This is a genomic window from Paraburkholderia flava, from assembly GCF_004359985.1.
GTDB lineage: Bacteria > Pseudomonadota > Gammaproteobacteria > Burkholderiales > Burkholderiaceae > Paraburkholderia > Paraburkholderia flava.
Genome location: NZ_SMRO01000001.1, coordinates 88325 through 101054, shown reverse-complemented (window position 1 = coordinate 101054; position 12730 = coordinate 88325). Strand labels below are relative to the sequence as shown.

11 protein-coding genes are annotated in these 12730 nt (G+C 59.6%); 8 read left to right on the top strand and 3 right to left on the bottom strand.

From position 1 onward, the window contains the following. Window positions 1–133: 133 nt before the first annotated feature. Complete coding sequence (gene xylB / locus E1748_RS00440; RefSeq protein ID WP_240766211.1) at window positions 134–1654, bottom strand: xylulokinase; 1521 nt, start codon at window positions 1652–1654, stop codon at window positions 134–136. A gap of 463 nt (window positions 1655–2117) precedes the next feature. On the opposite strand from xylB, the gene E1748_RS00435 reads away from it, so the two are divergent. From E1748_RS00435 to E1748_RS00410, 6 genes are all read left to right on the top strand, one after another. Further along, the gene (locus E1748_RS00435) at window positions 2118–2891 is read left to right on the top strand and encodes an L-iditol 2-dehydrogenase (RefSeq protein WP_133645191.1); all 774 of its coding nucleotides are present in this window, start codon (window positions 2118–2120) and stop codon (window positions 2889–2891) included. A gap of 72 nt (window positions 2892–2963) precedes the next feature. After that, window positions 2964–4298, top strand: a complete 1335-nt coding sequence (locus tag E1748_RS00430) for an ABC transporter substrate-binding protein (RefSeq protein ID WP_133645190.1) — start codon at window positions 2964–2966, stop codon at window positions 4296–4298. Between the two features lie 95 nt (window positions 4299–4393). Continuing rightward, a complete protein-coding gene (locus E1748_RS00425) occupies window positions 4394–5326 on the top strand; it encodes a carbohydrate ABC transporter permease (protein WP_133645189.1) in 933 nt (310 codons plus the stop codon). A gap of 44 nt (window positions 5327–5370) precedes the next feature. Beyond that, window positions 5371–6201, top strand: coding sequence for a carbohydrate ABC transporter permease (locus tag E1748_RS00420; protein ID WP_420819304.1), 831 nt, complete (start codon window positions 5371–5373; stop codon window positions 6199–6201). A gap of 147 nt (window positions 6202–6348) precedes the next feature. Further along, window positions 6349–7461 (top strand): ABC transporter ATP-binding protein, encoded by a 1113-nt coding sequence (locus tag E1748_RS00415; protein WP_133645187.1) that lies wholly within the window; start codon window positions 6349–6351, stop codon window positions 7459–7461. Between the two features lie 143 nt (window positions 7462–7604). Next, window positions 7605–8606, top strand: a complete 1002-nt coding sequence (locus E1748_RS00410) for a LacI family DNA-binding transcriptional regulator (protein WP_133647173.1) — start codon at window positions 7605–7607, stop codon at window positions 8604–8606. 19 nt (window positions 8607–8625) lie between these two features. Here the strand turns inward: E1748_RS00410 and E1748_RS00405 are convergent, their stop codons facing one another. Continuing rightward, window positions 8626–9033 (bottom strand): GFA family protein, encoded by a 408-nt coding sequence (locus E1748_RS00405; protein ID WP_133645186.1) that lies wholly within the window; start codon window positions 9031–9033, stop codon window positions 8626–8628. A 58-nt stretch (window positions 9034–9091) separates the two neighbouring features. Then, window positions 9092–9574, bottom strand: coding sequence for an aldehyde dehydrogenase family protein (locus tag E1748_RS00400; RefSeq protein WP_240766210.1), 483 nt, complete (start codon window positions 9572–9574; stop codon window positions 9092–9094). Window positions 9575–9888: 314 nt separating this feature from the next. Here E1748_RS00400 and E1748_RS00395 point away from each other — a divergent pair, with 314 nt between their 5' ends. Then, window positions 9889–10254, top strand: coding sequence for a DUF2946 domain-containing protein (locus E1748_RS00395; RefSeq protein ID WP_133645185.1), 366 nt, complete (start codon window positions 9889–9891; stop codon window positions 10252–10254). A 77-nt stretch (window positions 10255–10331) separates the two neighbouring features. Next, window positions 10332–12722: a TonB-dependent receptor gene (locus E1748_RS00390; RefSeq protein WP_133645184.1), complete on the top strand. Its 2391-nt coding sequence runs from the start codon at window positions 10332–10334 to the stop codon at window positions 12720–12722. Window positions 12723–12730: the final 8 nt, after the last annotated feature.

Here is a 12730-nt window from a genome sequence, read left to right as displayed (position 1 = left end):
GGCGCTCGCAGTTGCACGAACCCGTCATGGTGTTCGTCGAGCGCGTGACGGGCGCGGGTACTGGGCAACTTCAGCTGTTCAAGCCGGTTCAGGTTTTTCACGTGCACGTACAAACTCCAGGAAAGCGGTGCGTTCAGCAGTACAGCGTTTGCGCTGCCGAGTAGAGGCCGAGGAATTTTTCATAACGCGCGTTCAGCTGATCGGCCGAAGCGGCATGCGGGACGAACACTTTCTTCGCTGGAAGCGATGCGTGGATGTGAGCATCCGGGAAGCCAAGCGCGGCGAAGCCGAGTTTCGCAGCACCAATGCCAGCTGCAAGCTCGCTGCCCTCGAGAGTACGCAGCTCACGTCCCAGCACATTCGCGAGGAGTTGTGCCCAATATTCGCTAACGGCTCCTCCCCCGACGAGAGAGCACACGCCGACGCCGAGTCCCGATGCTTCCACCGACGTCATGGCGTCGCGCAATGCGAACGCAACCCCCTCAAGAACGGAGTATCCGAACAATGCCGTCGATGTTTCAATCCCGACATTCATAAAGCCGCCTCGAACGTAGGGATCGTTATGCGGGGTGCGCTCGCCGGTTAGATAGGGCAGAAAAAGCGGCGCGCTGTCCGGGGCCGGCTGGTCGAGGAAAACAGTCTTGCTAACCAGATCGAGCAGCGCCTGCTCGCTTGGGATCGACAGCAGCTTCGACGCCCATCGGAGGCAACTGGCGCCGCATAGGACGGCGCCCATCCCGTACCAGCGGGCGGGAATCCCGTGACAAAAACCGTGGACCCCTCTCTCGATCTGGCTCAGCGGAGCATCGGTGAACGACACGACGGCAGCACTGGTGCCTAGCGTGACAAATGAGTCCCCGGGATTGGACGCACCAAGGCCAACGGCCGAGGCAGGGTTGTCTCCCGCACCGCACGCGACGACGACGCCATCCCGGAATCCGAGTTCCTGCGCGACGCGACCGGTAATCATCCCGGTAGCCGCAGTCCCTTCCGCGAGTGCAGGAAACTGCCGCGCATCCAGCCGGCATGCCTCGATCATCGGCCCGAACCACGAACGCAGCTGGACGTTAAGAAAGAGTGTCCCCGCGGCGTCGGACATGTCCGTCATACGATCGCCTGTGAGCTTTAGCCGGATGTAGTCCTTCGGTGAAACGAGGCAGTCAATGGCCCGAAAATTCTCGGGCTCATATTCGCTGAGCCAAAGCAGCTGTGGAGCAGTCAAGCCGGCCATCGGCAAACTTCCCATCTGTTGCACGTGTGCTGCGAACTGCTCCGAGAGCGCCACAGCCTGGCCGGTCGATCGTGCGTCGTTCCAGATGATTGCCGGTCGTACAGGCTCGTCCCGCCTGTTCAGCAGAACGGCACCATGCATTTGTCCTGATAAGCCGACGCACCGGATTTCAGCGTAGGCAGCGGGATAGCGAAGTCTCAGTTCACGCAGCGTCAGGAGACACGCATTCCACCAGTCATCTGGGTCCTGCTCTGCCCAGCCAGCCTGCGGACAAGATGTCGTAATGGGCGCCGACGCTGTTCCGAGAACCTGGCCGACGGCCGAGAGCAGGACGACCTTCAGCCTGGAAGTGCCGAGGTCAATGCCGAGCGAAATGGGTGTGCTGGGAGCACGCGATTCTGATGGCATCGAAGCCTTCTGCACAAAGTGATCCGGACATGCGTCCAGCGGTTCAAGGGGCGCTCGAGCCTCGTGGCTTTATGGGCTTCCTGGATGACGCTATCGCAACCGCGCGCGCTCATGAGAAGGCGTCGCAGGTTGGCGTGAGGTGAATCATAGAAGATTAGAAAGCGCTTGCGCAAGCGCTTGCTTTTGAGTGAAAACCCTGGCTTTGAGCTACTACTAAAGGGAATCAGCAGCTTGGCATTCAGACTTCACTGATACCAATCAATGTTGAACCAAAAAGCGGTAGACGTCGGAATCTCCGCATTTTCCAGGGGAAACTCCCAATCAATTCAAATAAGAAAGCGCTTGCGCAAGCGCTTTCCTTTGCTCTAGCATGCGCTCGTTGGTTGGCCCGATTCCGGGCGGCCTCGACGGTCACCTGATGACCTATTTGCCCCGGATAGGTGACGTTGCCAGGGGAACAATATCAACGGAGTAAAGGATGAAGCTCGACGGCAAGGTTGCGATTATCACGGGCGCAGCAGGCGGCATCGGCGCAGCGGTGGCGCGGCGCTATCTAGGTGAAGGCGCGCGTCTTGTACTGGCAGACCACAGAAGTCCCGACCAGGAAGCGGTGCTTGGCAAGGTGGACGCGCAAAACGTCCTGTCGGTGGCTGCGGACGTCACTAAACGCGAAGACATCGACGTTATCGTGAGCGCCACGGTGGAAAAGTTCGGGCGGGCCGACATCCTGTTCAACAACGCAGCCATCTTCGACATGCGCCCGTTCCTCGATGAATCGTGGGACGTGTACGACCGCCTCTACGCGGTGAACGTCAAGGGCATGTATTTCATGATGCAGGCTGTTGCGCGGCAGTTGGTCAGACAGGGCGGTCACGGAAAAATCATCAACCTGTCGTCGCAAGCTGGCCGCCGCGGCGAGTCGCTCGCCTCGCACTACTGCGCGACGAAGGCGGCTGTCATCAGCTACACGCAGTCCGCAGCAATGGCGCTCGCCGAACACAAAATCAACGTCAACGCTATTGCCCCTGGCGTCATCAACACGCCGATGTGGACCGAAGTTGACGCGCTATTCGCGCAATACGAAGGCCGCCCCCTCGGTGAGAAGAAGCGTCTCGTCGGCGAAGAAGTTCCGCTCGGCCGCATGGGCGACCCCGAGGATCTGACGGGTGCAGCGCTCTTCCTGGCCTCTGCAGACTCCGACTACGTTACGGCACAGACACTGAACGTTGACGGCGGTAACTGGATGAACTAACCCGGCTTGTTTGCCTTTCTGTGCCAGTTGGTCTAGCAGCACATATAACCACCAGGAAGAATGGAGGAAGACATGAAACGAACGATATTGACCAGACACGTTGCGGGTGTCGTCGCGGCGCTCGGCTTTTCTCTCGCCGCGATGTCGAATGCGTCAGCAGTCACGACGGTGACCATCGGCATGCCGAATAACAACGACATGCTCGAGCTGAAGAAGCTCTCCCCGATATTCGAGAAGGCAAACCCGGACATTCAGCTCAAGTGGGTCGTGCTTGAGGAAAACACGCTGCGCCAGCGGTTGACGACTGACATCGCGACTAACGCCGGCCAGTTCGATCTCGCAATGATCGGCATGTACGAAGCTCCGATCTGGGGATCGCGTGGTTGGCTTACCCCGATGACGGATTTCAACGCGAACTATGACATCGACGATGTCTTCAAGACAGTGCGCGATGGCCTGTCGTCGAATGGAAAGCTCTACGCATTGCCGTTCAATGCAGAAAGCACGATGACGTTTTACCGGAAGGACCTCTTTCAGGCGAAGGGTCTGAAAATGCCGGATCAGCCGACATACGACCAGATTGCAGAGTTCGCGGACAAGCTGAACAATCCGTCGCAAGGCGTGTATGGCATCTGTCTTCGCGGAAAGGCCGGCTGGGGCGAAAACATGGCCTATGTCTCCACCCTTATCAACACCTTCGGTGGTCGCTGGTTCGACGAGAAGTGGGTGCCGCAAATCAACACACCGGAGTGGAAAAAAGCAGTCACCTTCTACTCCAGTCTCATGAAAAAAGACGGTCCTCCGGGAGCCAGCTCGAATGGCTTTAACGAAAACCTCTCGTTGATGGCTGGCGGCAAGTGTGCGATCTGGGTGGATGCGACTTCGGCGGCGGGCATTCTCTACAACAAAGCGGAATCCTCGGTTTCCGACAAGGTTGGCTTCGCACAGGCTCCCATCGAGGCGACGCCAAACGGCTCGCACTGGCTGTGGTCGTGGGGCATTGCGATACCGAAGACATCCAGGGTGCAGGCCGCAGCCAGACGCTTCGCCGAGTGGGCAACATCGAAGGAGTACATCCAGCAGGTCGGCAAGGATATCGGCTACGCATCGCTTCCACCGGGAACGCGTAAATCGACCTACGACGACGCTCAATACAAGGCTGCCGCGCCGTTCTCGGATTTCGTGCTAAAGGCAATCAACACAGCTGACCCGCTGCATCCGACCCAGAAGCAAGTACCGTACACCGGTATTCAGTTCGTCGGTATTCCTGAGTTTCAGGCGATAGGTACGGCCGTCGGACAACAGGTAGCGGGTGTGCTGGCTGGCTCGTTGTCTGTCGATCAGGCGCTGCAGGCCAGTCAGGCTATCGCCGAGCGTGCGGTCAAGAGTGCGGGCTATCAAAAGTAAGAGCGCCGCTTCACCTGGCAACGTGCTGGAGTTTCGACGGATGCCGACCAGACTTCAGCACGTCCCCGGTTACGAGAACGCAAACAGGTGCCGCGATGCCCCCAATCGATAGTTCGTGCAGCTTTACGCAGATCGCCTCACAGAGCAGTCATGCAAAGCGAAAGGCAGGCGCAGGCTGGCTTGGTGCGCCGTCTGTCGGCCTTCTGTTTATCTGGATGGCTGTTCCGCTCGCGATGACGATCTGGTTTTCGTTTTCGCACTACAACCTGCTGAATCCCGACAGCAAGGGTTTTGCCGGTCTCGACAACTACGAGTTTCTTGTTGGGGACCCCTCGTTCTGGCCATCGATTGGCCATACGATCGCCCTCATTGGCTGGGTTCTTGTCATCACTGTCGTGGGTGGTGTGCTGCTGTCCGTTCTCTTCGATAGAAAATTCTACGGTCAAGGCATTGCTCGACTTTTTGCAATCGCGCCGTTCTTCGTGATGCCTACCGTGAGCGCACTCATCTGGAAGAACATGATTCTCCACCCGGTGTACGGCATCGTGGCGTCGGCGATGCGCGCCATGGGGATGAAGCCGATTGACTGGTTCGCGGACTACCCGCTCACAGCGGTCATCATCATTGTTGCCTGGCAGTGGCTGCCGTTCGCTTTTCTCATCCTGTTCACGGCTATCCAGTCGCTGGATCAAGAGCAGAAAGAGGCAGCTCGAATCGACGGTGCCGGCCCGTTTGCGATGTTCTTCTTCATTACGCTGCCGCATCTGAAGCGTGCCGTGGCCGTGGTCGTCATGATGGAAACCATCTTTCTGCTATCCATTTTTGCGGAGATCTACACGACGACCGGCGGCGGTCCAGGTACCGCCACCACTAACCTCTCGTATCTGATCTTCGCGCTAGGGCTGCAGCAATTCGACGTCGGTCTCGCTTCGGCCGGTGGAATTCTCGCAGTCATCGTGGCCAACATCGCATCGTTCTTCCTTGTACGCATGCTGGCCAGGAATCTGAAGGGGGAGTACGAAAAATGAGTCGCCTGTCTGTTACACCTGCCCAGCCGAGACAGCGAGTCAGAATCCTGACTGTCGGCGGAATCGCTCGCGGCGTTGGTCGAGTGGTGCCGGGCCTGATGGCATGGCTGGTCGCCCTGCTGCTGTTTTTCCCGATTTTCTGGATGACCGTTACTGCATTTAAAACGGAGCAGCAGGCCTACACGATCTCGCTCTTCTTCACACCGACCCTCGACAGTTTTCGGGAGGTGTTCGCCCGAAGCAACTATTTCAGCTTTGCATGGAACTCGATTCTGATTTCTGCCGGCGTGACGGTTGCCTGCCTGCTGCTCGCGGTGCCATGTGCATATGCGATGGCCTTCTTCCCGACAAAGCGTACACAACAGACGCTGTTGTGGATTTTGTCGACCAAGATGATGCCGTCGGTCGGCGTGCTGCTGCCAATCTATCTGCTTTGGAAGAACACGGGATTGCTCGACACGGTAAGCGGTCTGATCATCATCTACACGCTCATTAATCTGCCTATCGCGGTCTGGATGTCGTTCACGTACTTCGCTGAAATTCCACGGGACATTCTGGAAGCAGGTCGCGTGGACGGGGCGGCGACCTGGCAGGAAATCGTTTATCTCCTCTTGCCGATGGCGTTGCCCGGTGTCGCTTCGACTGCACTCCTCCTCGTTATCCTGTCGTGGAACGAAGCATTCTGGAGCATCAATCTATCCAGCTCGAATGCCGCTCCGCTAACAGTCTTTATCGCATCGTATTCGAGTCCCGAAGGATTGTTCTGGGCAAAATTATCGGCAGCATCCCTCCTTGCGGTTGCCCCCATCCTGGTGCTGGGCTGGGCTTCGCAAAAGCGTCTCGTACGCGGCCTGACTTTCGGCGCCGTGAAATGACAGAGGGCTAATGTCTCTGACGGAACCTCGAAACTCGCAGCGAACGGGTGGTGACGTCCACCGATTCGCGGATGCTTGAAGCACTCTTTCCATGCTCAAGGGCGCTGCACGGCAACTGAATGCAGAATGGAATCACGGAGACAGAAGATGGCCAAAGTAACCCTGCGCAATATCGGCAAAGCCTATGACGACACCGAAGTCATGCGCGAGATCAACCTCGACATTCAAGACGGCGAGTTCGTCGTCTTTGTCGGTCCGAGTGGTTGCGGCAAGTCCACACTCATGCGGATGATTGCCGGTCTCGAGGACATCACAGCTGGCGATCTGCATATCGACGATGTGCGAGTCAATGAGCTGCCTCCCGCCAAACGCGGTATTGCGATGGTCTTCCAGTCGTACGCGCTCTACCCTCATATGACGCTGTACGACAACATGGCCTTCGGGCTCAAGCTCGCTGGCGAAAGCAAAGCCGCTATCGACGTGGCGGTAAAGCAGGCCGCGCGGACACTTCATATCGACCACCTGCTCGATCGCAAGCCGAAGCAGTTGTCTGGCGGCCAGCGCCAGCGCGTCGCTATCGGACGCGCCATCACGCGCAAACCGAAGGTCTTTCTGTTCGACGAACCGCTTTCGAACCTCGACGCCTCCCTTCGCGTAAAGATGCGTCTCGAGTTTGCACGCCTGCACGATGAACTGAAGACGACGATGATTTACGTCACGCACGACCAGGTTGAAGCGATGACGCTGGCAGACAAGATTGTCGTGCTGTCGGGCGGCAACCTCGAGCAGGTCGGCACGCCGGACACGCTGTACCACGCACCGGCAAACCGCTTCGTGGCGGGCTTCATCGGGTCGCCCAAAATGAATTTCCTGGACGGTACGGTGCAATCGGTCTCAAGCGCGGGCGTCCTCGTGCAATATCGAACCGGCGAGACACAGCTCTGTTCGGTCATTGGAGGTAACGCAAAGCCCGGCGATGCGGTGACCGTAGGCATCCGGCCTGAGCATCTGCTGCGCGACCCGACTGAAGGAGGTATCTCCGCATTGACAATGGCAGTGGAGTCGCTCGGCGATGCCGCATATCTGTACGCCGAAAGTAGCCTTGCACCAGATGGTCTGATCGGACGCATTCCTCCGATCGAACAACACCCGAAAGGAAGTCACGTCATGCTCGGCGCGGACCCGAGCTGCTGTCACCTGTTCACCGCGGACGGTCACGCGTTCGAACGACATATCCAGCAGCATCGGATGATCGCCTGAATAGCGCTGTGAGCCCGAGGGAAAGCGATTGCGCAAGCGCTTTCCCCTCTGTAGCATGGCGATTCGCTGAGGGTACGCGTCGACGAGCGCTCTAGCGTTCCCGTAAGCGTGGTGACTTTGAGGAGTGGTACAAATTGGCGACTATGGAAGATGTCGCGCGGGCAGCGAACGTGTCGATGTCCACGGTTTCTCATGTACTGAACAAGACGCGGAAAGTTAGTCCGGCAACTGCCAAGGCGGTCGAAGACGCAATCCGGCAAACCGGCTATGTACCGAATTCACTGGCGCAAGCTCTCGCGGGCGCGTCAACCAGGACGATCGGCGTTGCCATCTCCGCGTTGACCAACCACTATTTCAGCGAGACGGTTCGTGCGATCGAGGCAGAGTGCGCGCGCCGCGGGTTGATGATGCTCCTGGCGGACACGCACGATGACCCGGATCAGGAGTTCAGGGTGGTGCAGGCGCTTCATCAACGCCGCGTGGACGGGATCATACTGGCTCCCACCACGGGACCGGACCGCAGGGCACTGGACTATCTGAAATCGAACAATATCCCCTCGGTACTGGTTGACCGTATCGTCCCCGGTGAATTCGACCAGGTCGGCGTAGAGAACGTGGTTTCGTGTCTGCAGCTTGTCACTCATCTGATTGACCATGGACATCGGCGCATCGGATTTGTTGCTGGGGCACCCGGCATCCCGACCTCGACGGAGCGTTTCGACGGGTATGTGGCGGCCCTGAGCCATGCCGCAATCGAATTCGACTCCAACCTGGTCCGATGTGGTGAGTCGACGAGCGAACCGTCGCGGCGCGCGGTTCACGAATTGCTGTCGCTCGACCCGCGTCCAACCGCGATTGTTGCCTCGAATAACCTGATGCTGATCGGTGCAATGCACGCTTTGAGAGATGCAAGGCTGGAGGTGCCGACGGAAATGGCTCTCGTCGGCTTCGACGATTTCGACTGGGCCGACTACTTCAACCCGCGCCTCACGGTACTCGCTCAGCCGCTGGATGAAATTGGCTCACGTGCGGTGGAACTGCTTATGAAACGGATCGCCCAGCCTGACAGGCGATTCGAGATCGTTCGATTGAAGCCGGAACTGGTGGTCCGCAATTCGTGTGGATGCCTGAACGGCAATTCATAAGTGATGCTTGTGACGCACGTTAGGGACTCAGCGCAAATCCCACCGCACCATCAAACGACTTGAGCCACTCCACCGAACGATCCGTATAGATCTCGATCTGCGGCGCCGGCAAATCTTCCATGCTGTCGAGCGTGCCGGCCTTGACGATGACTTGCCCCGGCATCGTCGATACTCTCGTGACAACAGGCGACCCGCAGCTTTCGCAAAAGTAGCGGTACGACGGATGCCCGCTATCGCCAAAGTCCTCGAAGGCCTTCGTCTCACCTTGCTGCCGGTAGTCGGCTTCGTCTACAAAGAGGTTGAACGAGAACAGACTCCCGCTTTGCCGCTTGCAGTGCGTGCAATGACATATCGCGGTGGCCTTGGGTTCGCTTTTCAACTCATAACGCACGGCACCGCAGAGGCACCCGCCTTTTCGTTCCTGCATGATTCTTTCTCTCGACGATGATTCGAGGTGGAGCCGACCGGCTCCACCATCATTACGTTTACACAGCGTCCGCAACCCGCACCAGCTTGCGGTTCAAAAATTCGCCAATCCCCAGTTCGGACAGTTCGCGCCCAAAGCCGGAATTCTTGACACCGCCGAACGGCAGTCGCGGCGAATCGACAAAACACGAATTGATGTACACCATCCCCGCCTCGATCCGCGACGCGACTTTCTTTGCGTGCTCGACATCGGCGTCGAAAATGTAGGAGCTAAGGCCATACTTGCTGGAATTCGCCAGCCTGATCGCTTCTTCCTCGCTGTCCACGACGTAGAACGACAGCACCGGGCCGAATGCTTCCTGCTGATAAAGCGGATTGTCTTCAGCGATGTCGGTGACGATCGTCGGTTCGAGATAGAAGCCAGGCCGGTCGACGCGCTTGCCGCCGAACACGATCCGTGCGCCTGCGGCCTTTGCATCGTCGATCTGCTTGAGCAGCCCTTCAAGCGCACGTTCGCTACCGGTCAGCGCGACGCCGCGCACGCGAAAGTCGTCGATCAGGCTGGCGGGAGCCTCGCCGAAAGATCTGCAGGAGGTGTGGACGCCGGAGTTGATCGTTCGGTCGTCGGACGGGCCGCATCGTGTGCCGAGTTCGAATGCTGTGCCGGGTAAAGCGGTCGCGGCTAAACGATCGCGTGCGGTTCGGGCTTGATCTCAACCGTTCGCTTTGCCACGCTGCCCACGCAGCGCGGCAAAACGCCGCACCGTTGCCGGCAACAAACCGCGAGCCGATAAACCGCAACTGGTTCGCCACGAATCCCGGTGATACACTTCGACGCGCTATCGCGTCCATCACCATGACCCTCGACATCCGCAAACACTTCACCGCCTGGCTTGGCATTCTTGCCATGTGCCTGATCGTGTTCGTGCCGGTGGTCAGCCAGCTGGTGATGGCGGCGCGTGCGAACGAGCCGGTCGCGACGATCTGCTCGGCCACACAACCGGACGGCGGTAGCAGCACCCAGCATGCGGCCGATCCGCTCGCCGCCTGCGGCTACTGCGATCTGCTCTGTACACATGCCGCGATGCCGTCGGTTGCCCCGGTTGTCGCACCCGTGCTCACGCTGCTCGTGACCATCGCCGTGCCGCTGCTGTCCACTCGTTTCACACCTCTCGGCGCCTTCCCTTCCGGGCGCCCTCGCGACCCACCCTTCGCTTCCTGATCGCCACGGTCAGCCGGTTTCGACGCGCCCATTGAAGGCGCGCGCGGCTGTTCATCCAACGACCATCAGGATTGTCCATGCTGCACTTCGCCTTGCGAAGCCTGTCGCGCCGCGCGCGTCACGGCGCGCGCTACGCGACGCTCGGGCTGTTGCCCCTGTCGTGCGCGACGCCGTTCGCGCTCGCGTCTTCATCCGCATTCGCCGAGAGTCCCGGCGCGCCGGACGCTAAGTCATCGTCTGACGCTTCCGCCATCACAACGCTTCCCGCGGTCGTCGTCACGGCCAGCGGAAGTAACGCCACGGCCGCGCGCCCCGTACTCGACCCGAACCTGCCCGCGTCGAGCGAAACGGTCACGCGCAGCCAGTTCGAGAACTGGAACGTCGTCAACACCGAGGACGTGCTGAAGTACCTGCCGAACCTCGCGGTACGCAAGCGCTTCATCGGTGACCTCAATTCGATCATCGCGGTGCGCGGCACGAGCAATACGCAAAGCGCGCGCGGTCTCGTTTATGCCGACGGCCTGCTGCTGTCGAACCTGCTCGGCAACAGCTATTCGTTTCCGCCGCGCTGGTCGATGGTCGCGCCTTCGGAGATCCGTCAGGTCGATGTGATCTACGGGCCGTTTTCCGCGCTCTATCCGGGCAATTCGCTCGGCGCGACGGTGTTGATCACGACGCGCATGCCGACGAAATTCGAGGCCGACGCCGACGTAAAAGCGTTCACGCAGCACTTCAGCCTGTTCGGCGTGAACCGCAATTTCAACGGCAGCGAAGGAAGCGCGTCGATCGGCAACCGGATCGGCAAGTTCTCGTTCACGCTCGGCGTGAATCATCTCGAGAACACAAGCCAGCCGCTGCAATTCGCGACGCTCGCAAAATCGACGACGCCCGCGAAGCCCGGCGACATCCCCGTCACCGGCGCGCCGTTCTACAACAACCAGACCGGCGCTCCAACGGCGGTGCTCGGCATCAACGGCGAAGGTATCGAGCACACGGTACAGGACCAGTTCAAGCTGAAGATGCAGTACGACTTCACGCCGACACTGCAAGGCGGCTTCACGCTCGGCTACTGGCACCAGACGTACGACAGTCAAACGTCGACGTTCCTGTTAGATGCGAACGGCAATCCGGTGTACAGCGGGAAAGTAGCGATCGGCGGCTACGAGTACAACATTCCGGCTGCCGCGCTCGCGCCGAGCCTCGGCCATAGCGAGAACTGGATGTACGGCGCGTCGCTAAAGACACGCCACGCGACCGGCTGGAACGGCGAGGCGATCGCGTCGTACTACGACGTCAGCGACAGCGTCGCGCGCACCGCGAGCACGGGCGCCCCAGGCAACGGCCCCGGCCTCGTCACGTTCGGCGACGGCACCGGCTGGAAAACGCTCGACCTCAAGGCGACCTACACGCCAGTCTCACCCGACGCAGGCCTCGCCTATCACGCGCTGACCTTCGGCTATCACTACGACAACTACTTCCTCGACAACGAGACCTACAACACGCTCGCGTGGCGCGACGGCGCAAGCGGCAGTCTCGCGAACGCGTTCGCGGGACGCACGCAGACGCAGGCCGTGTACGCGCAGGATGCGTGGCGTTTCCTGCCGCGCTGGAAGTTCGTCTACGGTGTGCGCTACGAGGACTGGCGCGCGTATGACGGTGCAACGTCGCTCGGCAGTACGCGGCTGCCGTATGCGGGCGCGGACCAGCATCATTTTTCGCCGAAGGCGTCGCTGTCGTTCGACGTCACCGACGATCTCACGCTGCGCGCGTCAATCGGCCGTGCGTACCGCTTTCCGACCGTCAGCGAGCTGTTCCAGGGGCAAATCACCGGCTCGTCGATCGTCAACAACAATCCGAACCTGAAGCCCGAAGACGATCTGTCGAAAGAGCTGACCGCGGAATGGGCGCACTGGAACGGGCTGTTCCGTCTGTCGCTGTTCCAGGACGACGTGAAGAACACGATCTTCAGTCAGACCGACACGACCGTGATCCCGAACGTGACCAACTTCCAGAACATCGGCAAGGTGCGCTCGCGCGGCGTCGAAACGAGCTACCAGGGGCAGGACGTCGGGATTCGCGGACTCGATCTGATCGCGAGCGTCGCGTACACGCAGTCGAAGATTATCGCCAACGCGCAGAACCCCGCGACGGTCGGCAAGTACTTCTACCGCATTCCGCTGTGGCGCGCGAACGTCGCGGCGACGTATCGCATCGACGAGCGTTCGGCCGTGACGCTCGCCGCGCGTTATTCGGGGCGCCAGTACAACACGCTCACCAATGCCGACACGAACCCGAACGTGTTCGGCGGCACCAGCACGTACACCGTCGCGGACGCGAAGTTCACGTTCCGGCCGACGAAAGAGAGCGAGATCGGCATCGGTGTCGACAACATTTTCGACGCCCGTTATTTCGTCTATCACCCTTACCCTGGCCGCACCTTCTATGTCGAAGGCCGGTTGCGGTTGTGAACGAGGAG

Coding starts and splice junctions, on each gene's coding strand:
- E1748_RS00435 (WP_133645191.1), top strand. CDS start 2,118: ATGAAGCTCGACGGCAAGGTTGCGATTATCACGGGCGCAGCAGGCGGC.
- E1748_RS00430 (WP_133645190.1), top strand. CDS start 2,964: ATGAAACGAACGATATTGACCAGACACGTTGCGGGTGTCGTCGCGGCG.
- E1748_RS00425 (WP_133645189.1), top strand. CDS start 4,394: ATGCCCCCAATCGATAGTTCGTGCAGCTTTACGCAGATCGCCTCACAG.
- E1748_RS00415 (WP_133645187.1), top strand. CDS start 6,349: ATGGCCAAAGTAACCCTGCGCAATATCGGCAAAGCCTATGACGACACC.
- E1748_RS00410 (WP_133647173.1), top strand. CDS start 7,605: ATGGAAGATGTCGCGCGGGCAGCGAACGTGTCGATGTCCACGGTTTCT.
- E1748_RS00405 (WP_133645186.1), bottom strand. CDS start 9,033: ATGCAGGAACGAAAAGGCGGGTGCCTCTGCGGTGCCGTGCGTTATGAG.
- E1748_RS00395 (WP_133645185.1), top strand. CDS start 9,889: ATGACCCTCGACATCCGCAAACACTTCACCGCCTGGCTTGGCATTCTT.
- E1748_RS00390 (WP_133645184.1), top strand. CDS start 10,332: ATGCTGCACTTCGCCTTGCGAAGCCTGTCGCGCCGCGCGCGTCACGGC.